Origin of the sequence: Shewanella sp. SM21 (genome assembly GCF_025654335.1) — a bacterium.
GTDB classification, from domain to species: domain Bacteria; phylum Pseudomonadota; class Gammaproteobacteria; order Enterobacterales; family Shewanellaceae; genus Shewanella; species Shewanella oncorhynchi.
Genome location: NZ_JAKKRL010000002.1, coordinates 193020 through 217336, shown reverse-complemented (window position 1 = coordinate 217336; position 24317 = coordinate 193020). Strand labels below are relative to the sequence as shown.

General features: G+C 47.3%; 13 protein-coding genes and 1 pseudogene. 11 read left to right on the top strand and 3 right to left on the bottom strand.

Features of this window, described 5'->3' with window-relative positions; all coding sequences use genetic code 11:
• The first annotated feature begins 45 nt into the window (after positions 1-45).
• From L5L94_RS03015 to L5L94_RS02975, 9 genes are all read left to right on the top strand, one after another.
• Positions 46-1971, top strand: a complete 1926-nt coding sequence (locus tag L5L94_RS03015) for a transglycosylase SLT domain-containing protein (protein WP_263161416.1) — start codon at positions 46-48, stop codon at positions 1969-1971.
• Positions 1972-2210: 239 nt separating this feature from the next.
• Positions 2211-2915, top strand: coding sequence for an EAL domain-containing protein (locus tag L5L94_RS03010; protein WP_168825136.1), 705 nt, complete (start codon positions 2211-2213; stop codon positions 2913-2915).
• Between the two features lie 185 nt (positions 2916-3100).
• Complete coding sequence (locus L5L94_RS03005) at positions 3101-4012, top strand: AAA family ATPase (RefSeq protein WP_263161081.1); 912 nt, start codon at positions 3101-3103, stop codon at positions 4010-4012.
• A 71-nt stretch (positions 4013-4083) separates the two neighbouring features.
• Positions 4084-5181, top strand: coding sequence for a DUF58 domain-containing protein (locus L5L94_RS03000; RefSeq protein WP_263161078.1), 1098 nt, complete (start codon positions 4084-4086; stop codon positions 5179-5181).
• A complete protein-coding gene (locus L5L94_RS02995) occupies positions 5178-7337 on the top strand; it encodes a DUF3488 and DUF4129 domain-containing transglutaminase family protein (RefSeq protein WP_263161076.1) in 2160 nt (719 codons plus the stop codon). Before L5L94_RS03000 ends, L5L94_RS02995 begins: the two co-directional genes overlap by 4 nt.
• 155 nt (positions 7338-7492) lie before the next feature.
• On the top strand, positions 7493-11275 hold the full coding sequence (recC, locus tag L5L94_RS02990; protein ID WP_263161073.1) for an exodeoxyribonuclease V subunit gamma: 3783 nt from the start codon (positions 7493-7495) through the stop codon (positions 11273-11275).
• Positions 11272-15057: an exodeoxyribonuclease V subunit beta gene (recB, locus tag L5L94_RS02985; protein ID WP_263161071.1), complete on the top strand. Its 3786-nt coding sequence runs from the start codon at positions 11272-11274 to the stop codon at positions 15055-15057. The genes recC and recB overlap by 4 nt, the downstream gene beginning before the upstream one ends.
• Positions 15054-17267 carry an exodeoxyribonuclease V subunit alpha gene (recD, locus tag L5L94_RS02980; protein ID WP_263141878.1) on the top strand — a complete coding sequence of 738 codons (2214 nt, stop codon included), beginning with the start codon at positions 15054-15056 and terminating at the stop codon, positions 17265-17267. The genes recB and recD overlap by 4 nt, the downstream gene beginning before the upstream one ends.
• 95 nt (positions 17268-17362) lie before the next feature.
• Positions 17363-17758 (top strand): hypothetical protein, encoded by a 396-nt coding sequence (locus L5L94_RS02975; protein WP_217363085.1) that lies wholly within the window; start codon positions 17363-17365, stop codon positions 17756-17758.
• Between the two features lie 168 nt (positions 17759-17926).
• Here the strand turns inward: L5L94_RS02975 and L5L94_RS02970 are convergent.
• Positions 17927-18397 (bottom strand): annotated as a pseudogene (locus L5L94_RS02970) (GNAT family N-acetyltransferase).
• 321 nt (positions 18398-18718) lie between these two features.
• On the opposite strand from L5L94_RS02970, the gene L5L94_RS02965 reads away from it, so the two are divergent.
• On the top strand, positions 18719-19732 hold the full coding sequence (locus L5L94_RS02965; RefSeq protein WP_263141874.1) for a D-alanine--D-alanine ligase: 1014 nt from the start codon (positions 18719-18721) through the stop codon (positions 19730-19732).
• 209 nt (positions 19733-19941) lie between these two features.
• Positions 19942-20379, top strand: coding sequence for an IS200/IS605 family transposase (tnpA, locus tag L5L94_RS02960; protein WP_263141871.1), 438 nt, complete (start codon positions 19942-19944; stop codon positions 20377-20379).
• A 191-nt stretch (positions 20380-20570) separates the two neighbouring features.
• On the opposite strand, the gene L5L94_RS02955 is transcribed toward tnpA, so the two are convergent.
• Both L5L94_RS02955 and L5L94_RS02950 read right to left on the bottom strand, forming a co-directional pair.
• Entirely contained in the window at positions 20571-22835 is a 2265-nt protein-coding gene (locus tag L5L94_RS02955) for an EAL domain-containing protein (RefSeq protein ID WP_263141869.1), read from the bottom strand.
• 148 nt (positions 22836-22983) lie between these two features.
• On the bottom strand, positions 22984-24198 hold the full coding sequence (locus L5L94_RS02950) for an RsmB/NOP family class I SAM-dependent RNA methyltransferase (RefSeq protein ID WP_263161069.1): 1215 nt from the start codon (positions 24196-24198) through the stop codon (positions 22984-22986).
• Positions 24199-24317: the final 119 nt, after the last annotated feature.

Genomic DNA, 24317 nt, shown 5'->3' with positions numbered 1-24317 from the left:
ACGGACATGTCGATTGATACCTTGATGCCCGGAGGCAAACGCTCCATGTGCAAAGCAGTTATAAATGTGGTTATATCCAGTGCAATATTGCTCGCAGGCGCATTGAATGCCCCTGCTGCACTTGCGTTAACGTCAACGCAGAAAACCTTTCTTGAGGCCGAAAAAGCCCTGAAGAAGCAAGATTATGCAACCTATAAACCCCTACGGGCAAAACTAGGTAATTATCCGCTCGCGATTTATTTAGATCATGATATCGACATCGGTGCTCTTAATGCCTTACAGGGTTATGCAGCTAAAGCCTTGATTGAAAAATATGAAACCACCCCCATGTACAATAGGTTACGGTCTAAATATTTAAACAATGCTGGTAGCCAAAAACGCTGGAATGATTATCTTGCGATCACCCCAGAAGCGCCTACCGACATCCGCCTGCAGTGTTATTACTATGAGGCGAAACTCGCCAAGGGCGATCTAAAAACGGCTTATGCGGCCGCACAATCACTTTGGGTATTTGGGGGTTCGCGACCAAAGGAATGTGATCCTCTTTTCAACACATGGACCAAAGCGGGCAAACGCACACAAGATGTCGTATGGGCGCGAATGATGCTGAGTTTCGAGGCTGGCGAAACGAGTTTACTGAGTTTTTTATCCCAAAAAATCACCACCCATAGTAACGAAGCTAAGCGTTTAGTCGCCGTCTATAAAGATCCCAATAGCCTGCGCCATACCGAAAAGTTTAAAGATAAAAATCCCATTGTCGGTGACATTGTTGCCGCAGGATTAAAACGCCTTGCCCGTAAGGATCTCGACCAAGCCATTAATTTGTATGACCGGTATCAAAAGGCCCATCGTTTTACCCCAGAACAAGCGCAGCAACTCGATAAATACCTTGTTCGCCGCATTTTAATTGAACAAGATGATAACTATAAAAACTATGTCGACAATGTGCTCACTGAGCTGAAAAATGACGACTTATTTGAGCGCCGTTTAAGATGGGCTATCCGCGATCACGACATGCGCAGTATTGCCCGTTACTTGAACCTACTCCAACCAGAAACCTTGGCAAAGGAACGTTGGCAATACTGGCTTTATCGCACCAATGCCAAAGAAGCGCCTGAAAGCGCCATAAAAGCGCTCGCGACAATCAGTAATGAACGTAATTTTTACGGTTTTGCTGCTGCGCAGTTCTTAAATAAACCGGTATCACTCAATCAAAGCCCTGAGCCTGTTGTTGATGCCAATAGCCAAAAGTTAACCGATGATCTCGGCTTTGTCAGAGTGCAAGAGTTAATGGCGCTCGACCGTTATTTCGATGCTCGCTATGAATGGATATCACTACTAAAACGCAGTGACAATACGATGCGAGCACGCTATGGACGCTATGCCCATGAACAGGGCTGGTACGATTTTGGTGTTGAAGCCAGTATTCAAGGTAAGTTGTGGGATGATATTCCTCTACGCTTCCCTATGGCGCACCAAGCCGGTTTTGAGCACGCCAGCAAAAAGCATAGGGTTAACATCGATGAGATCCGTGCGATTAGCCGCCGCGAAAGTGCATTCTATCTTTATGCGACCTCGGGTGTAGGTGCCCGTGGTCTAATGCAAATTATGCCTGCCACGGCCAAAGCTACCGCCAAAAAACACGGGGCCAGATATAGCGATCCAAAGGATCTCTACAGCGCAGAGCTTAACCTCAATCTTGGTAGCGCTTACTATGCCCAGCTGTTGAAAGAGTTTAACCAAAACCGCATCCTCGCCACGGCGGCCTATAACGCGGGTCCCTCTCGCGTGCGTCGCTGGTTATCAAACTCTGATGGCAAACTCGATGCCATGGGTTTTATCGAGGCCATTCCTTTTACTGAAACCCGTGAATATGTTCAAGCCGTCCTCAGCTATCGATTGATTTATGAGGCGCAAAAGCAAAAAGCACAGCCATTATTCAGCGAAGCTGAGCTTAAGTTTGCTTACTAACTCGTGACATGAAAAGGAACTCGATACTCAGCTGCATCGAGTTCCTACTTTTCAGCATACCCTAGGGTAACGCTCATGCTTTAACCACCAAAAATTCTAAATGATATTCTCTAAATTCAAATAATTAGCAAAGCGAATAATTATTCAGCAATCACGCCGTTTTATCGAAAACTTGTTTGCACTGAAGGGCGTTAAATGCGAATAATTAGTATTAAAGCATTAAGAATCCCATTACACCCATGATTAACCTTAGTTCGTTAACGCTTAGCTGCGAATACCAACCCTTTGTCAATCCTCATACTTTAGCCATCGACGGCTATGAAGCCTTAGCACGCTTTTACTTGCCTAATGGTGATGCGGTTGCACCTAATATTGTGTTCGAGCAATTGCATGAATCCACAGAAATACTCGCTGCAGTTGAATATCAAGCCAAGGCATTTCAACTCATCCATGCGCCGAGTCAGCAGCGAATTTTTATCAATGTTGATCCCCACGCCGTCGATGGACCACATACCGCCAAGCTCATTCGTTTACTGTCCCACTATGAACGAGTCACGGTCGAGATCATCGAAAACACCTGCATTAACGATGCCCAGCTGGCCAGTCAATTATTCACTCAATTTAAACAAGCTAAGATACATGTGGCGCTGGATGATATTGGTGCGCCCCACTCCATGCTCAGTGTCGATCTGATGATGAACGTGGATTATCTTAAGTTTGACCGCCATTGGTTAACACACATAACACACCCCGAGGGAGCCCAATTATTAATTGCATTGGTCAACTTTGCCAAAAAGACCAACAAACAGTGCATTTTAGAAGGCATAGAAACTGAAGCTCACTTAGCCTTTGCGCGGGATATCGGTGTCGACTTTGTCCAAGGCTTTTTGTTTAAATCCTGGTTTATTCGCCCCACCAGCAGCCAAGCACTGTGCCTTACGTAAGATCAGGCTAAAACGGTTTACATTCGCGCCACCAGCCCACTCAAGACCAAACCTAATGCTGTCGAGTAATTGATTTAGCACTAGAAATGCCACTGGATATACGGGCGATGATCCGCCATAGTGATAACGCACATCAGCTTGCAAATGCACCTTAAGCACACTTCCAAATGTATTAGGAGTCGCCCGTGGCACAATCTGGGATCAGCGAATTACTACAACAACTCGAACAAGTATTGCTGGGCAAGCCTAGGCAAATTCGTCTCGCTTTAGCCTGTATTCTCGCCCGTGGGCACCTGTTGATTGAAGACTTACCCGGCATGGGTAAAACCAGTATTTCCCATGGTATAGCCCAAAGCTTAGGTTTGAGCTATCAGCGGATCCAATTCACCAGTGACATGCTGCCTGCCGACATTCTCGGCGTATCGATTTTTGATAAACATCAAGCACAATTTATCTTTCATCCTGGACCGATTTTTAAGCAGATGATTTTGGCCGATGAAATTAATCGCGCCAGCCCTAAGACACAAAGCGCTTTACTCGAAGCGATGGCCGAACAACAAATTTCCGTCGATGGCATCACCCACAGATTGCCCAATCCTTTCTTTGTGATCGCGACTCAAAATCCCACCGATCAATCCGGTACATTTTCGCTACCAGAATCGCAGCTCGACAGGTTTATGATGCGTCTGTCTATTGGTTATCCAAGCCACGATGCTGAGCTCGCTATGCTTAAGAGCAATCATAACTACTTAACCTTAGATCAATTGCCCCAATGCCTGACACCGATGGCCTTAATGCAACTGCAAGAGCAGTGCGACAAAGTCAGCGCTTCCGATGCCTTACTCAATTATATTTTGGCCTTAGTGAGTTTTTCCCGTAGCCAAAGTGACAGCGTGGGGTTATCACCGCGTGCCACCAAAGCGCTATTACAAGCGGCTAAGGCATGGGCCTTTTTAGAAGGCCGACATTATTTAGTCCCCGAAGATGTGCAAGCGGTATTTTGTTGTGTAGCGGAGCATAGACTCAGAACCAGTAGCCAATTACAGGGTGAAGCCCTATCTGAGCGAATTCTCGCCAGCGTTAACCCTATTATGTAGCAAGATACTGTAATGAGGAGATATCGCTAAAGTATGCAGTTAACCCATTAAACTAAGGAAATAACTCAGAAGTGAAACGACTGATACTCCCGACTTTCATTCCGACGTTAGTCCCGATTTGGCAACGTTGGTTAGCAAGACGCTTGCCACCGAGTCCCGAAATAACCTTAAGCCATCGCAGCATTTTTATTCTGCCGAGTGGTTTTGGGTTAGTTTGGCTCGGTCTGGTTTTACTTTTATATCTATTCGGCACTAACTATCAAAATAACTTAGTCATTGGCCTCAGCATCTTACTCCTAAGCCTTTTTAATACCTGCATTCTCTACAGTTACAAAAATCTGGCTGGCTTACATTTACGGGCCACGACGCCGCCCGAAGTCTATGCGGGCGAAACCTTAACTTTTCCCGTCCTCATCAGCACTCACCATAGTGGCCATAACATACAAGTTAACTATCCGAATAATCGCACTTATACGGTGCAGAACCTTGGTACAGATGAACAACAAGCGCTCGTGCCCTTTGAGTATCATCAGCGGGGTCAAGTGTCACCGGGTCGGCTCAAAATTGAATCCTTCTATCCCTTAGGGCTTTGCCGCGCATGGTCCCATGTGGATTTAGCCATTAGTCACTTAGTCTTTGCCCAGCCGATTGAAGCGCCGCTACAACTTGAGGCTGATCATACTCAGTCTGAGCAAGATCCCCTGTTACTCGCGGGTAAACATGTATCGGGGATTGATGAGTTTAAAGGCCTTAAACCCCATGTGCTCGGCGAATCCCTCAAGCAAGTGGCATGGAAACAATGGGCACAGGGTCGCGGCATGCTGACTAAAGAATTCCAGCAGCCCCAAGGTGATCCCGTCTGGTTAAGGCTCAGACCCGATGCCAAACGCCTCGAAACCCAATTGGGTCAGTTAAGCTGGCAAGTCAATAAACTCACGCAACTTGAGCAGTATTTTGGCTTACATTTGCAAAACCCAATGGGAGACGATGTGCTGATCGCGCCCGCGATAGGCAATCACCATAGGATCGCCTGTCAAAAAGCCATTGCCTTGTATCCACAGCTAGCGCCGTCAGCCGTTAATTCGTCATCAGCGGCAAAGCACTCAAATAAAACGGCGAAAACCACCAGCAAGAAACGTCATATCCCTACATCGAGGGAGCAAGTATGAAGTCAGCGGCCAATAGCACGACACCTCAAATCGGCGACAATATTAGCCGCCAGACACTTTTTTGGTTATTGATCACCAATATTGCGGTATTAAGCCCACTATTTGATAAAACCACGCCTTGGACTTTGGGCATTTGCGCTATCTGTTTGCTGTGGCGTGTGGGGATTTATGTCGGCAAAGTGGCAAAACCACCGCGTTTTTTGGTCACCAGTCTTGCAATCGGCGCCGCAACCACACTGGCACTCGTCTCAAAGGAAATCGGCTTACTCAATGCGCTAGTGAATCTGCTGCTGTTAGGTTATGCCTTAAAATACATTGAAATGCGTAATCAAAGGGATGTGCGCGTTGTCGTCCTCGCGGGCTATTTTATTATCGCGCTGACCTTTATCGACCATCAATCCCTGCTTAATACCGCGCACTTGCTCGTGGTGACACTGATCAATACCTGCGTGCTCGTGACTTTGTATCAAGATAAGCAATCCTTAAAACACACGGCTTGGATCGGTGGCAAATTTTTACTCCAGAGCCTTCCCCTCGCGCTGCTGTTATTTTTAGTGTTACCGCGTCTTGCACCGCTCTGGTTAGTGCCGAACATGAAAGAAACCCAAACGGGCTTGTCCGATAGTCTGGCGATTGGTGATATAGGTAAGCTTACCCGTTCGACTGAACTTGCCTTTAGGGCGAGTTTTACCAATGCAAAGCCCATTAATGCCGAGTTATATTGGCGCGCCCTCGTGATGGAGAACTATGATGGTGTCACTTGGCGCCAAGACGCGGGGATTAAACAGTTGCAAAAAGATGCGCTGCTGTTTCCGCCCTCTCGGCCCAGCCCCGCTTTGATGGTCAATAATCCTGATCCCATGAGTAATAGTCCTGCTCCGATAAGCAGTGAAGATCAAGAGATGGCATCAGGTGCGCAAGATAAGCATAGTATTCGTTATCAAGTGATTGTTGAGCCGAGCCACCAGCCGTGGTTATTTGGTCTCGATGTGGCCTACAGCCAAGATGATAGCGTGGTCAATATGCCCGACTATCGACTGTTAGCGCTGCGCAATGTCGATCAGCGAATGAGTTATCAAGTGGAGTCTTGGCCTAAGGCTAAGATGGATCTCAGGCTATCGGCGCGGCAAAGACAGATTAACCTCGAACTGCCGAGCCAAAGTAATCCACGCACTTTAACGTTAGCTGAGCAGTTTAAGACTCAGTATCCCGCGCCTAAGCCACGACTATGGGCCATGATGGGCCACTTTAATAGTGAGCCTTTCTTCTACACTCTCACGCCGCCTCCCCTTGGGCCACAGCAAGTGGATGATTTCTTATTTGAAAACAAAGCCGGTTTTTGTGTGCACTATGCCGCTGCCTTCATTTTTATGGCGCGGGCCACAGGTTTACCCGCACGTATGGTCACAGGCTATCAGGGTGGGGAATATAATCCGCAAGCGGATTACTACAGTGTGTATCAATATATGGCCCACGCATGGGCTGAGGTTTGGCTCGAAGATGAAGGTTGGGTGCGTTTCGACCCCACCGCTATGGTGGCGCCCAATCGTATCGAGCAAGGATTCGACGCCCAGTTTGATCCCGAGCAGAGTTACCTGCAGGAAAGCCCTTTTAGTAGCTTACGATTTAAATCCATGCCTTGGCTCAATGAGTTAAGACAACGTTTTGCCAGCGTAGATTATTACTGGAGCGTGTGGGTACTGGGTTTTAACCAAGAGAAGCAAAATCAAGTGCTCAGTGGCATTTTAGGCGATGTGACTCACACTAAAATCGCGGTCTTTATGGGGCTCTGTATCAGCCTTATCGTGCTCTATATCGCCTACAGTGCGGGCTTATTACATTTTAGAGTTCAAGGCGATCCCATTAGTACTCGTTATCAACAGATCTGTAATCGTCTCGCACACCATGGCATTAAGCGCAAAGACAGTGATGGACCAAATCAATTTGCGCAGCAGATTATTGAGCAATACCAACACAGTGCACCAAAGCTTTGCACGCTGTTCCAAACATTGACACAAAGTTATGTGGCGCTGAAGTACCAAGATTTACCGGCTAAAGACTATCAAGCGCATTTAACCGCATTTAAAGCGGCGGCGAAGCAACTCAACTGGTTATTGCTCAGAGCCAAAGTGAAAGATAAGTTCAATCTAGCCTAGCATTCGTCAACTGAGCTTTAACTGACGATACATCATCGGAGCAAGCACCAATAAACACCTAAAATTGCGGGTTAATTCCACAGAAGCTGCAATAGTGTTGAATCTTATAAATCAAACACATAGAATTGTTTTACTGTCACCATGCCGAGTTGCACATGCTAAAGTTAATCCAGTCCAATCAGATGGAAGTGCTCTGCGCCCATTTAGCCGCTTACCTGACCCAACCCCTTGCTTTTGCACGTCTACTGAGTAACGAGCATATTCTGGTGCAGAGTCCCGGCATGTCGACTTGGCTACGCCTCGAAATCGCCAAACAAAATGGAATTGCTGCCGCATTGGAATTCCCGCTGCCATCGAGCTTTACCTGGCAGTTGTGCCATGACTTATTGCCCGATGTGCCCAAGGACAACGCCTTCACTAAGGCAGCGATGACCTGGAAGCTGATGCAACTCTTACCGCGCATGTTGCAAGATGACGCCTTTGGGCCATTACGACACTATCTAAGTCATCAGCAATCCAGCACAAATGCCGCCGACACGAATGAACAGCACAACACCCGTGATATGACGGCTGACGACATTAAGCTGTACCAACTCTGTGGCCGCATTGCCGATATCTTCGACCAATACTTAGTGTATCGCCCCGATTGGATTTTAGCGTGGGAGCAAAACGAGCAGCCCGACTCACTCACCAAGCCGCTGAATGAAGACCAACGCTGGCAACCCATTTTATGGCGCGCGCTCATTGCCTTTAACCGTGATGAGCTTAATCAAAGCCATTACCACAGGGCCAACCTGCACAGTGACTTAATTGCCGCGCTGAATCATCCCGACACGTCACTCGCCAAATTGCCACAACGCCTATTTGTGTTTGGCATTTCCTCGATGGCGCCGCAAACCCTTGAAGTGCTTTACCATCTGGCAGGCCGTATCGATGTGATCGTGCTTGGCTTAAGCCCGTGTCAGCACTATTGGGGGGATATTGTGGATCCCCGTAATCGTGCCCGCATGGCGGTGCAATATGCGGGTAAACGCCAATTAGCCGAACTGTGGGAAGATAAACTCGAAGTGGGCAATCCGCTGCTTGCCAATAACGGCAAGATGGGCCGTGAATTACTCGATATGCTGCTTGAACTTCCCGCCGAACACTGCGACTTTGGCGACGATGTGTATTGTGAACCCTGCGACGATCCCAACTCGCCGCACAGTCACGCCAGCATGCTCCACGGGGTGCAATACGATATTTTAGAGATGCAAACCTTAGACAGAGTGCTAGGGCCTGATGCCGAGCTGTATCAGAATGTCGAGAACAGACGCCTGCTTAAGCGCGACGATGAATCCATTCGAGTCAAGAGTTGTCACAGCCCACTGCGGGAAATCGAAACCCTGCACGATCACTTGCTTGAGTTACTCAGCAATGATATCGACCTGACGCCTAAAGACATAGTGGTGATGATGCCCGATGTCGCCGCCTACGCGCCCTACATCGATGCTGTCTTCCCGGCGAAGCAAGGCCTGCATTACGTTCCCTACGCCATTGCCGACCGCGGCGCAGCGCAGGAATCACCGCTCATCAATAGCTTTTTAAATTTACTCGGGATTAATCAGAGTCGTTTTGGTCTGACCGACATTTTGAGCATACTCGAAGTGCCCGCCATTTTGCGCCGTTTCCAGCTCGATGACGATGAATTGCAACTGATCCGCCGCTGGTTAGATGAAGCGGGCGTGCGCTGGGGCCGCGATGAACAAAGCCGCCTTAAGCAAGGTGTGCCGGCGTTTGAGCAAAACTCCTGGGCCTTTGGTATTAAAAGGCTGATTTTAGGTTACGCCTTGAGTGACGATGCGCCGCTCTACCAAGACCATCTTGTCGTCACTGGCATCGAAGGCCAATCGGCGCAGGCGTTAGGTAAGCTACTCAATTTTATTGAAGTGCTCGATGAAACGGCGCAAATACTCGCCCTGCCGCAAGTGGGCGCCCTGCGTTTAGCGGAATTAACTGAGCTACTAGATGCCTTCTACGACACCGATGAAGACGAGCGCGAACAATTGCAGGAAATCCGCGATGCCATCGCCGCCCTAGAGCAAGAGTTACTATCAGCGGGCAGGCCCTTAGATACAAAAACGTTAGAGACAAATCCGCTAGAGGCGCTAACCCAAGAGCGTATAAGCGGACTGAGCCCCAGTATTGAAGTGCTGCAACAGTGGTTTAATCAACGCTTAACCGAATCTCGGGTCGGCCAGCGTTATCTTGCGGGAAGCGTGAACTTTTGTACCTTAATGCCGATGCGCTCGATTCCTTTTAAGGTCGTGTGTTTACTCGGTATGAATGATGGGGTTTATCCTAGGGTTCAACATCCCGTTGGCTTTGATTTAATGGCACACTTTGGTGCCCGTAAAGGCGATCGCTCCCGACGCCTCGATGACAGATATTTGTTTTTAGAAGCCTTATTGTCGGCGCGGGAACAACTGTATATCAGCTATATTGGCCGCAGCGAACGGGATAACTCTGAACGTATCGCCTCTATGCTCGTCTCTGAGCTGATCGAATATTGTCAGCTGTGCTATTTGCCTGAAGCCCTATTGATTCAATCGCAAAACGCTTCAAGCCCCATAGACCCAGAGGATGCCGAAAAAGCCCTCTATAACGCAATTGTCAGCCACCAGCCGCTGCAACCCTTTGATCCCAAGTTGTATCAAGCCACAGTAAAAAATGATGACAAAGATGGCTCAAACATAAGCCAACATAACTCAGGCATAGGCCAAAGTTACAGCCTGCAATGGTGTCCGCCCAATACGGATGCTGCGGGCACACATGCGGGCTGCTTTATCGGCGCGCAAACTCGCATTATGCTCGACGCGGATGAACAAGACTCAGTGCCAGAGCCAGATTCTGAGCACGAACAGCAGCAAAGTAAGCAAAGCAAGCAAGTGGATGTGTCAGCCCTGATCCGTTTCTTTCGAAATCCGGCGCAGTACTTCTTCAACCGTACGTTAAAAGTCGATCTCAGCCTTAATATTCAGGCTGATGATAATGACGAGCCCTTTAGTCTAAATGCCCTAGAGCGCTATATGTTGCAGGCCCAGTTACTCGACGATGCCATAGGCCAAGGTCTGACTGAGCCCGATATCGAGCTGATTAAACGCCTCAAAGCCAGTGGCACTTTGCCCATGCAGCCCTTCGATGATTTGCTACTGCGCCAATATCAGCATGATATTAAACCTTTGATTGGCAGAACCTTGTTCCTCAAGGGAGAACAAGCCAGCAGCCATGCGGATATTAAACTCGTGTTTGACTTGCCCATCACGGCAGGTAAATCCCAGCAAGTGTTACTGCAAGGTCGTATCGATGACATCAGCCCTAAGGGGTTAGTCAATTACCGCCCTGGTAGCGCACACGGTCGCGATGTGCTGAGGTTGTACCTTCGCCACCTGTGTTTAATGGCAATGGGCCACACACATGCAAGCTATCTACTCGACATGGGGCATTTCCACGCCTTAGCGCCAATCACTGCTGAGCGCGCCCATGTGTTACTGGCCGATTTGCTGGTGCTGTTTTATCAAGGTCAGCAATACCCACTGTGTTTTATGCCGCGCACCTCACTGGCCTACGTCAGCTGCGAGGGTGAGCACGATGAGCGTTTGCAGCAAGCGTTACCTGAATGGCTGGATGAGCAGAGTCAATTAGGCGAAGGGAACGAACCCCATTACCAGCGATTATTCAGTTTCCCGCGAGATTTCTCTGAGGATAGCTTTGGCGCATTAGCCGAGCGTATCTATCGCCCTATGGTGAGTTTATATCTCAAAGACACGCTGGCTCAGCTTGAGGAATTTGCGCTAAACGATGGCATGAGCCAAGGCCCTGCTAATGAACACGCGACTGACACACAAGCTCTCGCACCACATTTGAACCGCAATAGCGCACAGGGAGAGCAAGCATGAGTGAACAAATGCCGTTGAACACGCAAGCCTTACAGTCTGCACCACAAGCGCTTGATCCTCTCACTCTGCCCTTTGGCGGTAGTCGTCTTATTGAGGCCAGCGCTGGCACAGGTAAAACCTACACGATTTCAGGTCTTTACTTACGCTTATTGCTTGGTGATGGCATTCCTGCGCCGCTCACCTGCGAACAAATTCTCGTAGTCACCTTCACCAATGCGGCCACCGAAGAGTTAAGAGATCGTATTCGCCGGCGTATTCAAGTCGCCTTTAAGTGCTTCTTAGGGCTAACGATTGCCGATCCCTTTGTACAGGCGTTGTATGACAACACCCCAGAGAGTGAACGCGCCATTGCCTTGAGACGGTTCGATCTCGCCCTTAAATCCCTCGATGAAGCGGCGATTTTTACCATTCACGGTTTCTGTCAGCGAATTTTATCGGATCTCGCCTTTGAGTCTTCCTTACTGTTCGAATCGGACTTTACCTTGGACGACAGCGAATTTTTGCACCATGCCGTGCGGGATTTTTGGCGTGAGGCCTGTTATCCGCTGCCCGATTACTTAGCGCAAATCATTGCCAAGGAATTTGGCGAGCCCGATGGTTTAGTCAAACAGTTGCGACCGCTCCTTGGCGCCAGTCAAGCAAAGCCTCTGAAACCCGCGCTTAAGTTTGATGCCTTAGCCCTGTCACTACGCCAAAGTTTAGAGCGCTTTAAATTAGCTTGGCCAAGGGGACGCGATGGCTTATTGGCATTGCTACACAGTTTGCCACTCAACGGCACCCGCTTTGGCAAAGCAACGGATAAGTACCCCAAGCTCGCCGCCATGTTCGATGCATTAGATAACTGGCTCGCCTTCGGTCATGGGTTGCCGCCGCTGAAAGAGTTAGAAGCCTTATCGCTGTCTGAGTTAAAACTCAACAAGGGCGGCGTCATCCCAAGTGTGAGCGAAGCACCGCTGATGGATCATATGGAGCAACTCGCCACATTGATTGCCGCCATTAAACCAGCATTTTTATATAGCGCGAAACTCGGCATAAGCGAGCGATTTGCCCAGCAAAAACAACAAAAAAATGTGCTGACCCCAGATGACTTACTCACGACATTAGCGAGCGCGTTAAACGCCAATAATGAAACCTTGCCCAAAGCCGTGGCAACACGTTTCCCCGTCGCACTTATTGATGAATTCCAAGATACCGATCCGCTGCAATTTGCGATCTTCTCTGGCATCTACCAAGACCGTTACTCGTTTGAACAAAGCAAAAACGATACAGAAAATAAGCTTAGCCTGTTGATGATTGGCGATCCTAAGCAAGCCATTTATGCCTTTCGCGGTGCCGATATCCATACCTATATTGAGGCCCGTCATCATACGCAGGCCCACTATCATCTGGATACCAACTACCGCTCAAGCGCAAACATGGTCGCTGGGGTTAATCATCTGTTTAGCCAGCATCACGATCCGTTTATCAGTCAATCGATCCCCTTTGATAGCGTGAAAACGCCCAGCAGTGCTAAAGGGAAAATCCTCACTGAAAAAACCGCCAATCCTGCCGCCTTAAGATTAAGACTCTTAAGCGAAAGCGCAGAAAACGGCCTCAACAAAACCACGGCAAGACACTTGCTCGCAGAAGACGCGGCGGCACAAATTACCCATTTACTGACAGATGCGGCCAATGGCGAATGCCACAGCCCTAAAGGGCCGTTGATCGCTAAAGACATCGCTATCCTAGTGCGGGATCGCAACGAAGCGGCAGTGATGAAAACCGCATTAAGTAAACGCCACATAGGCGCAGTGTTTTTAAGTCGCGACAGTGTGTTCGATACCCTTGAAGCGCGGGAAATGGCGTTAATTTTGCGATCTCTAGCGAACCCAAAAGATGAACGGGCACTGCGCAGCGCCCTAGCCACGGCATTATTAGGTTATAGCGCCGAGCAAATCCATGCCTTTAACCAAGATGAAGAACACAGACAGCTGTTATTAGAGCAATTTTTTAACTTGCACCAAGTGTGGCAAAAACGCGGCATCATGCCCGCGCTACTCAGCCTTGCCAATAGCACTAAACTAATTGACCGTTTACTGCACACCGCCAGTGCAGAGGTAGATGCTCAAGAGCAAGATGCCACAAACGGTGAGCGCCGCCTGACGGATTTTCGCCACCTTGCCGAGCTATTACAACAAAAAGCCACCGAACTTGATGGTATGAGTGCCCTGCTCAATTGGTATGAACAGCAACTGATTGATAACACAGGCACAGATGAACAGCAGCTGCGTCTTGAAAGCGAGCAGAATCTGGTGCAAATTGTGACTATCCATAAGAGTAAGGGCCTTGAGTATCCCGTGTGTTTTGTGCCCTTTGTCAGCCTAGCCCGTGACAATCGCCGCCGCCCGACGCCTATGCTGTACCACAGAACTAACGATGCAGGTGAGCAAGAGCTAGTATGGGATATCGAAGGCACGGATGAGGGTTGGGAGCGCGCAAAACAAGAAACCTTGGCCGAAGACTTGCGCCTTTTGTATGTGGCGCTCACTCGCCCTGTGTATTTGTGTTACTTGTATATCGCCAACCACAGTCGTCAGCTTAAAAATGGTCTTAAAAGTCAGCTGCATGAAACCGCTATCGGCTATCTATTGGGCATAGGCGACTCAGAATGTGACTTTGCCCGTATCTGCAATGCTGCGCAGCAGCTCGCCCAAGATGTGGAAGCCATAAGTATTGATAAGGTGCCCGATGACATAGACGAGCGCCCATTGCCCTCAAGCCAAGACATAGCGCAAATACTGAGCGCGAAAACCTTAACCCGCCAATACCGCACGCCGTGGCGAGTCGGCAGTTATTCAGGTCTCGTTAAAAATACCAGCCATGGTAAAGCCGCGCCGGGCGCCGATGATGAAATATTAGGTACGCTTGAATATACGGCTGCGCAAACACTCTCTATTCCTAATGAGGCAAGCCATGAACTGCAGGATGGCATGCTCAATCGCTTTAACTTTGAGCGCGGCGCCAATGCCGGTAGCTTTATGCATTTAGTGTTAGAAGAGATTGATTTTACGCAGGCAGAAATCGACTTACCGCTGCAATTGCCTAAAGCCATGCTGCAATACGGTATCGCGCCCGAATGGCAAACAGTATTACATACTTGGTATTTGGATGTGCTGCATGCACCGCTCTGCGCGATACCGCACGCCTTAGAGTCGCAGGTCACGGGGCATGTAAGCGCCGTCAAACCTGCTCATCCAGATCTGTGCTTAGCCAAGTTATCGCCGCAGAATACCTTAGTCGAAATGGAGTTTTATTTACCCTTAAGCGAACTTAAAGATACTGAGCTCAATGCGCTACTGCAGCAATTTGGCTATGAGTCGACACTTAAGTTTGATGATCTCAAGGGCATGCTCAAAGGCTTTATCGATTTAACCTTTGAATACCAAGGTCAATATTATATCGCCGACTATAAGTCGAATCATTTAGGCGACAACATCAATGCCTATCATCAGAGCGCGCTGCAAAGCGCAATAACCGATCACAGGTACGATTTGCAGTACATTCTCTATTCATTGGCGCTACACAGGTATTTGAGTTTACGCCTGCCAAGTTATGACTACGACAGCCACGTCGGCGGTTGTTATTACTTGTTCTTACGGGGAATGTCGGCTCAATATCCCGGCTATGGTATTTATTACGACAAGCCGCCGAAGGCACTTATTCTCGCGCTAGATTCACTTTTTAATGACAATTTATTTCACAGCAGATTGGCTGGTGCAATCGATACAGGAGTCACGGCATGATGCGCTCAACCCAAGGGCTAAATGCACATTCACTCACAGCGGCGAAATGGATAGATCATGGCGCAATTCAGCTTGCAGCGCCGCTGCCAGAGCTGTTAAAACAGTGGGAGCAAGAACGACTGCTCACACCGCTCGATCGGCATTTCGCACTCGAAATGAGTCTCTTACATCCAAGCGACAGCCAACAGCCCTTGTTTATTTTACTGTGTGCGCTATTAAGCCAGCAATTATCTTCACAGCACAGCTGCCTAGTGCTCGCCCATATCGTGCCACTAAATCCCATGGCCGAGCAAAATAGCCATTGTAAAATCACCTTAAGCCTCGAAGCGCTCACAGAGACTTTGCAAACCTTTGATGCCGTTGGCCAAGCGGGCAGTAACAAACCGCTTGTTTTTGATAATGGCAGACTCTATTTACAACGTTATCATCAATTTGAAACCTCAGTCGCCACCTCATTAATCCGCTTGTCCGGAAGCATATCTAGGCAATTATCTGAAGAAGCAAACCACCAAGAGCAACCGCAAATCGCTAAGTTGAGGTCACTGCTAGATCAACTGTTCCCTGCCAATGTGCTCGCGCCCCATGCACTCACTACCAATGTACTAACTAACAGTGAAGACACAGCACCCATTGATTGGCAAAAGGTCGCCACGGCCACTGCGCTAGGTAAAAAACTGTCGGTGATCACTGGCGGCCCAGGTACGGGTAAAACCACCACTGTAACTAAACTTTTGTTATTGCTACAAATGGAATCACAGCAGGAAATCCGTTTAGTCGCGCCAACGGGAAAAGCGGCGGCTCGCTTAAGCGAATCAATCAAAGCCTCAAAAGCGCGTCTGGCGAAGGAACTCAGCGCCCATGCTAATGTTATTGATGAAGCTCGCAATAGAAATAGCCAAGACTTTTTAACGGCTCTGGGCCGCATTCCAGAGGAGGCATCAACCTTACACAGACTTCTTGGGGTGATCCCCAATTCGCCGCACTTTCGCCACCACCAAGGTAATCCGCTTAGGCTCGACCTATTGATTGTCGACGAAGCCTCTATGGTCGATTTGCCCATGATGTATAAACTGCTCAGCGCACTGCCTGAGCACGCCAGTTTGATTTTACTCGGCGATCAAGACCAACTCGCCTCGGTTGAGGCTGGCGCTGTGCTCGCCGATATTTGTGCGGGCCTTAAAATACCAATAGATCCCAATAACCTTGCTCAGAACAACATAGCGTCAAGCAGCCCTGCTCTGTGGCAAATGCGCTATTCCAAGGAACAAGCCGAGCGTCTGAGTGCTTTAACGGGTTTTGAGTTAACACCCTATATCAGCAATGCCCCTAAACTTGGCGATAGCTTATGTATGCTAATGCACAGCCACAGATTTAAAGGCGATGCAGGGATTGGACTGCTCGCCAGTGCCGTCAATCGTGCTGATCTTCAAGGTATTTTGCAGGTATGGCAACAGGGACCTGCAGAATTGAGCTGGTTAGAACACAGTATGATCGTAAGCCAAACCCAAGCCAAAGTAAGCGAGCCTGCTAATAATGTGGGACTCAATTTACTGCTGGAGCAAGCCTGCCAGCAATATGGCGCTTATCTCGGTGCCTTGAATAGCCATGCAAGTAACAATGATGCAAGTAATAGTGATGTAGGCACACGTCCAAGCACAGCTGACATCATTGAACGCTTTAACCAGTACCGTATTCTATGTGCTATGCGCTCGGGCGATTATGGGGTTGAAGGCATCAATCAGTATGTGACTCAAGCACTGGCCAATGCCAAGCTGATTAAACCACTACAGGAGTTTTATCTGGGTCGGCCGATTATCATCCAAAGCAATGACTATAACTTAGGCCTGTTTAACGGTGATATCGGATTGATTTTGCAGGATGAAGATAAACCCGAACGTTTAATGGCGCACTTTATCAAGGCCGATGGCAGCCTGTTAAAAGTCTTGCCAGCCCGTTTGCCCAGCCATGAAACCTGTTATGCCATGACAGTACACAAAAGCCAAGGCAGCGAATTTAGCCGTGTGGCCTTAGTATTGCCGCCGAGCCCCAGCCTAGCCCAATGGCAACTGCTGACCAAAGAATTGGTCTACACAGCCATCACCCGCGCTAAAGTCCACTTTACCTGCTTAGGCACCCAGCACGTATTCGAGCGGGCCAGTAGCCAAGCAACCCAACGCGCATCGGGTCTTGCCGACCGCCTTTGGGGGTGAATGAAGCTTTGTGGTCAATGGGAAACACTTTAGGAACTACATTTTAAGATATGACTTTTAGATTTACTCTAACCATGAAACTAAGGATTTAAACATTGATTAAAAAGGACATTATTACACTTAAGGATCTACAAGCCGTTATTGCCTTGTTTGACGCCATAGCACCAGATGCCGCTTTACCTAAGCGTTATTATGAAAAAACCCGCTATATCCAGTGGTCAGAATTTAAAGACATGCAGGTATATGCACTCGACTTTGAGCCCTATTTAACGATTAGCCAGCGTTGTAATATGACGTATTTTGGCATACATCAAAGTACGCGACGTTTATACCTAGCACACTGTAATGATGCTGGCCACGCACCGCGCTGGGAAGCGAGACCAGTGACCTTAGCGCAACTGATGGATGTCGAGTTAATGGTGAATTTACATAAAAACCATGCCTATAACTTAGGGCTAAACATCTGTTTTGATCTGAACTATTTACTCTGATCTTTTGTATTAATGTACAAATTCGGATGACTGAATATCGGTGGTGGGCCAAGCAATATCAATTGCTAAAATCAATCAATTTGAAATTATCAATGTCACCCGCAACGTTTTTCCGGTACCCGAAGGCACAAGGACAACGGATCTGATTATGCTCGCTCGAGCCAAGAATTAGCCGTTTGGTTCGCTCAACACTAAGCTGTAGCGAAAAGATGTTTTGGTAAACCCTATACTTTCATAGTATTGCTGTGTGGCAATGCGCTGCATCGATGTAGTGAGTTCGAGTAACTGGCAATTCTCTTGCTTTCCCCTTTCTTTCGCAAAGGCGATCAACTGAGAGCCAACGCCCTGACCCCGCATGTCGGCATCCACCACAATTGCGGTTATACGACAGATACGACTCAAGGCGGGGAAATAATCAAAGAACATTAAGGCCATCACAGCGACAACTTGTAGGTCACCCTACGCATTATGTTGCTCATACACTAGTAATTCATCACTGCGGCGCAAAGAGTCATGCTGATATTGGCTTAACGTCTGGGCTAAAGCGGCATGGGGCAAAGAATAACCGAGTTGCTCAAGTAATACCTGCACACTATCTGTATCCTGTAAGCGGGCTAACCGAATGTTTTTATTCACCATGAGATACCATGCTGTAATCTGCCTAAAGTCAATGTCACTCGTACTGGGTTGCACAGTTTAGATGACGGTGACGAAGCAATAGTCCAACGACATTGCCATCTCACGCCACAAAAATCAAAATAAACCCGACAAAGGCACAAGCCCATATTTGCAATGCGATGTAATGCGTTAAAATTCACCACTTAATAGCCATCAGTCAGCAAAACCTTGCACTCATAGGGGCAAGAAAACTAAGATGACAGCGGCTGTACTATAGGATGATATTCGTATTGCCACAGGCCGATGTCATCCGATTTTGCTCACTTTGAGGAATCACTCACAATGTCTAAGATCAACCTGCTTTTGCTGTGCGGCGGCGGAAGTGCCGAACACGATATTTCACTCATGTCGGCCAATTATTTTGAAACCTCACTGGCAAAATCCGAGCAGTTTTGTGTATTGCGTGTCGAACTGGATAAATTTGGTCAATACCGCACCGCTGCGGGTGATGATTGTGAACTGACCAATAGCCGCGAAATTCGCTTCCGCGATGAGAGCAAAGCCCCATGGCCGGTCGATTACGTCATTCCCTGCATTCATGGCTATCCCGGCGAAACAGGTGACATTCAATCCTATTTTAACCTGATCCAACTGCCCTATTTCGGCTGTGAATCCGAAGCGAGCAGTAACTGCTTTAATAAGATCACCGCTAAAATGTGGTTCTCGGCCTTAGGTATTCCGAATACCCCGTATATTTTCCTAAACCAATTCGATGATGCAGCAATAGAGCAAACCCAAGCCGCATTAACACTATGGGGATCCATCTTCGTCAAAGCGGCCTCACAGGGTTCCTCAGTTGGTTGTTATAAAGTCGATGACAGCGATAAAGTCGCTGGCGTGCTTAAAGATGCTTTCGGCTATGCGCCCTATGTTATCGTTGAAAAAACCATTAAAGCCCGTGAGCTAGAAGTCGCAGTATACGAGTACAACGGTGAAGTGGTGGCGACAGTACCAGGTGAAATCATCTGTGATACCAACACCTTCTACACCTTCGATGAGAAATACGCCAAAAATAGTAAAGCACGCACCGATGTGGTGGCACAGAATGTGTCAGCTGAGATCAGTGAACAAATCCGCGCCTATGCAATCAAGGCATTTAAAGGTATGAAATTGCGTCACCTGTCGCGCATCGACTTTTTCTTAACCGCGGACAATGAAATTTTACTAAATGAAATCAATACCTTCCCAGGTTCTACGCCGATTTCTATGTTCCCCAAAATGCTGCAAAATCACGGTCATGACTTTACTGAATACTTGAGTCTAGTGATTAACAGCCAGATAACCGCTAAATCTTAGCGCTCGCCACCTGACTCAATGTGAACGCAGAGACTCAGTGCAACACCTGTTTTCAGTAATAAAAAGAGCGCCTCGGCGCTCTTTTTATTTATTGTCATCCCAAAACCACCGCCTCTGGCGGTGGTGATTGTTCCTTGAGGCTATAGCCTGAATTACGCCCATGCTAAAAGAGACTTCTTATTCACCACAAGTAAGAGGAAACGAAAAGCATGGGCGATTATAGAAGTTCATCACATGTTTATTGGCGTTGCAAATATCATATTGTTTGGACTCCGAAGTACCGTTTTAAAATATTAAAAGGAAACCTTGGTAAGGAGTTATACAGGTCAATTTATATCCTTTGCAATATGAAGGGTTGTGAGGTTTTAGAATTAAACGTTCAGATAGACCACGTTCACTTGGTAGTCATAATCCCGCTGAAGCTGTCAGTATCAACGCTGATGGGAGTATTGAAAGGAAGAAGTGCGATAAGGCTATTCAATAAATTCCCTCATGTACGTAAAAAGCTATGGGGCAATAGCTTTTGGGCCAGAGGTTATTTTGTAGATACAGTAGGTGTTAATGAAGAAATCATTAGACGATATGTGCGCCATCAAGATAAACAAGATCAGGAAGATGAGGCTCAATTGTCGTTGCAGATGATGTAGGTTCTTGGAATAGCCCCTTCCAGGGGCAAGTCAAAGCCGCCTTCTAAGAAGGCGGATTCTTTACTATGTTTCAATGTGTTATATCTAAAACTTGAATTATTACCTTACATCTAAACCCAATATTAAAATCAGACTGTCACTGATTAAGCCGCCCTCACATCTAGGTCAAACATCAAGGTCAAACATCAAGGTCAAACGTCAAAACCCTTATGCAGCTCAGCTTGCTTTGCCAACAGGGCAAAGAATGCAGCTTTGGGCATAGGCTTATAAAATAAATAGCCTTGAATTTCTTGAATATGATTCGCCATTACAAATTTAAGCTGGGACTCAGTTTCTACCCCTTCTGCCGTCACAGTTAAATCTAACGCATGGCTTAAACGCACTATGGCCTCCACCAACGCTTCGTGACGTTTGCCTTCATCTAATCTGTCGATAAAGCTCTTATCGATTTTAATTTGATCGATAGGGAAATTAGCTAAATAAGATAGAGATGAGTAACCCGTCCCAAAATCATCTAAGGAAATTTTAATCCCTTTAACTCGCAAACTATTAAGTACATCAATAAGATACGTATGTTGCTTCATCAATAAAGATTCAGTGATCTCAAGGGTTAATCTGTCATAGGGGAAATCTGTCACCTCAAGTTGCTCAGTAATCGCAGCAAAGGACTCCACAAAGGCATCTTGTAGTTCATGGGACCAAAACTCAAAGGTCGAGACATTCACGGATAAATTAATGGGCCAATTTCGCTCCTGCATCTCTAAAATAGTCTGCATAGCACCAAGGCGAACATCTCGACCAATATCAACGATTAAACCACTGTTTTCAGCGATGGGAATAAATTCATCGGGTGGAATAAACGTTCCCTCATGCTGCCAGCGCAGCAGCACTTCAGCACGGACAATCAGGCCAGTGGTCGCATTGACTATAGGTTGGTAATAAAGCTCGAAGGTATGCTGATCTAATGCCTGCTTAAGCTGATTATGAAGGCTAGCAACACGCTCGGCATTTAGCTGCATTTGTTCAGTAAAAAAATGATATCGATTACGACCATTTGCCTTAGAAATATACATGGCCTGATCGGCACAATTTAACAACTGTTCAAGATCGAGGGCATCTTCAGGAAAACGTGCAATCCCTATACTTACCGAGCTATAAACACCTTTTCCATCGGCTAGCACATAATGTTTTGCCACATTTTTGTTAATTGTATCTGCAATTTGTGCCAATTCTTTCTGGTTAACAACCCCAGGTAATAGCAAGGCAAACTCATCCCCTCCTAAGCGTGCAAACACCATAGTGTCATCGACACACTCGCTGATCTGTTTAACCACTTGCACTAACAGTGCATCACCTTTGTCATGGCCATGGGTGTCGTTGACTTGCTTAAAGTTATCTAAATCCATCAACATAAAACTAAAGCCGGGTGTCAAACTATCGGAGGTAATTAACGCCTGGATCTGCTTGAATAACGCATTGCGGTTAGCAAGTCCCGTAAGAGAGTCATTATTGGCCTGATACTTAATCAGCTGCGCCGCTTTCTTACGTTCACTAATGTCTGAAAATAGCCATGCAAAACAGGGTTGCTGACCATTGGACTCTCGGAAGGTCGTGACGATAAGGTCAAGATAAAACTCCTCACCATTTCCCCTAAGACCCACCAACTCACCCTGCCACATTCTGTCCTGAGCTAAATGCTCAAATAACCCCACTAATTCATTAGATTGGGATGATGCTAAAAAAATCTTAGGATGAAAGTTAGCGATATCAGTATCTTGAGGGATAACTATATGTCTGAAAGCAGGATTAGCATAGAGAACTGCATCGTCAGAATTGGAAATAACCAGAGCAAGGGGTAACCGGTCAAAAATTTTCACAGCTAAATGCTGAAATTCCATTGCACGACTGCGTTCAATGGCTAAACTCGCCAGTCTTGCCGCCTCTGAAATGAGTCCTAAATCCTGCTCTGTTGGGGACTTTATCGTATCATAGTACATGGCAAATGTGCCTAGCACTTTACCGTGAGTATTTTTGATAGGTTCTGACCAGCAAGATTTAAGACCTGCACGTAATGGCAGTTCTTTATAATTAACCCAGTAAGGATGTTGGGCGATATCTTCAACGATGACACGCTGCGCATAATAGGCAGCCGTGCCACAAGAACCCACATTGGGGCCAATTTCGACACCATTAATGGCTTGATTGTAACTGTCGGGTAAATTGGGGGCGGCACCTAATAACAGACGTTTACCGTCAGCACTGAGCAGTAACACAGACCCTCTGGTTCCTACTTTTTGAGCTTCGATTTTTAAGACTAAGGCGTGCAAGATTTCATGTAGCGGTGCGCCATTGAGCAGCATAGAAAGAATACTGCTATAACAAGCTATGCTGACATTGTGGGCGAGTTTAACGTCTGCATGATCGAGCAGATCTGGAAGGTTAACGCCGTACGCCATAATTTCCTTAAGAGCAAAGTTGCAATATAAATACTGATTAACAATGTTAAATATTTATAACTTATAAGAAATTCTAGGCACTAATGTTAATTAAGTAAACCCTTTACCTGCGCGGTAAAAGGTTTACTTTAGTCTAAAAAGCAATGCTTTATTCTTGAATACGTTCAAGTTTGGCAAGGTAAAAGCCATCAAAGCCGCTATCGGCTGGGCTGATACTTTCATCCTCAATCAGGCGAAAGTTGGGGTTCTCGGCTAAAAACGCATCCACTTGACCGCGGTTCTCGCAAGGGAAGATAGAGCAAGTCGCATAGACGACTATGCCACCGACTTTGACCATGCGGCTGTAACTGCTCAAAATGTGTTTTTGCAGTTCCATTAACACGGGTAAACGCTCTACGGTATCACGCCATTTTGCATCGGGATTACGCTTTAATACACCCAAACCAGAGCAAGGCACATCAAGCAATACTCTATCGGCACTGAGCTTTAAGCGTTTAATGGTTTTACTGCTGCCGATAACACGGGTTTCGACATTGTGTGCCCCATTACGACGGGCGCGTTCCTTAAGTTTGTCGAGTTTCCATTGCTCCACATCCATGGCCAACAAGCGTCCTTTACCCTGCATTTGCGCAGCTATGTGTAAGGTTTTACCGCCCGCACCCGCGCAAGCATCGATCACTTTCATGCCAGGTTTAGCATCAAGCGCCGCCGCCACGCGCTGAGAGCCCGCATCTTGCTGCTCGAATAAGCCATCTTTAAAGCTTTGGGTACGGAACAAGGCAGAATCGGAGGTCACTTCAAGGGCGGAATCGACCCCATCAACACAGAGCGTGCTCACAAACTCGGCGGCAAGCTTAGCGGCCAGTTCATCACGAGTCACCTTAAGGCCGTTAGCGCGTAAAAAACGTTTCGGCGCTGTACTTAACGCGGCGCGCTCTTTTTCCCAAGACTCACCTAGTTGCTCACGGCCCATAACATCGAGCCACTCAGGGCAACCGTCCCACAACACCGGCTTAGTTTTCGCTTGCTCGGTGCGCTCAGCTAAACGCACCTCATCAACTTGCAGCGAATATTGCATTTTAGGCAATTCAAGCCCATGGAATAAATGCCAAGCATTAAGCAATTTAGAGCCAAAACGCTCCATCTCATCTGGGCTGATTTCCGCCAGATAACAATATAAATTTAAACGACGTAGGATATCACCCGTCGTTAATGCGATACGCGCCTGCTCTGCGGGTACTAATTGCAACCCAGAAAAATGCTGAGAATAGGCCCGATCTAAGGGTTTTCCTTGGCTCAGCACCATAGTTAAGATACTGATCACTAATTCGTTCGAGCTGGCAGAAAGCGGAGAATTCAACATTTAAAAGGTCACCATGAATGATAAAACCGGAGGATCATAGGAGGTCAGGCCCTAATACGCAAGCGCACTGGCGCCGAGTTAAGGTTAAAGCCATAAAAAAAGCGATCCTAAGATCGCTT

Coding starts and splice junctions, on each gene's coding strand:
- L5L94_RS03015 (WP_263161416.1), top strand. CDS start 46: ATGTGCAAAGCAGTTATAAATGTGGTTATATCCAGTGCAATATTGCTC.
- recB (WP_263161071.1), top strand. CDS start 11,272: ATGAGTGAACAAATGCCGTTGAACACGCAAGCCTTACAGTCTGCACCA.
- L5L94_RS02995 (WP_263161076.1), top strand. CDS start 5,178: ATGAAGTCAGCGGCCAATAGCACGACACCTCAAATCGGCGACAATATT.
- recD (WP_263141878.1), top strand. CDS start 15,054: ATGATGCGCTCAACCCAAGGGCTAAATGCACATTCACTCACAGCGGCG.
- L5L94_RS02965 (WP_263141874.1), top strand. CDS start 18,719: ATGTCTAAGATCAACCTGCTTTTGCTGTGCGGCGGCGGAAGTGCCGAA.
- L5L94_RS03010 (WP_168825136.1), top strand. CDS start 2,211: ATGATTAACCTTAGTTCGTTAACGCTTAGCTGCGAATACCAACCCTTT.
- L5L94_RS02955 (WP_263141869.1), bottom strand. CDS start 22,835: ATGGCGTACGGCGTTAACCTTCCAGATCTGCTCGATCATGCAGACGTT.
- L5L94_RS02950 (WP_263161069.1), bottom strand. CDS start 24,198: ATGTTGAATTCTCCGCTTTCTGCCAGCTCGAACGAATTAGTGATCAGT.
- tnpA (WP_263141871.1), top strand. CDS start 19,942: ATGGGCGATTATAGAAGTTCATCACATGTTTATTGGCGTTGCAAATAT.
- recC (WP_263161073.1), top strand. CDS start 7,493: ATGCTAAAGTTAATCCAGTCCAATCAGATGGAAGTGCTCTGCGCCCAT.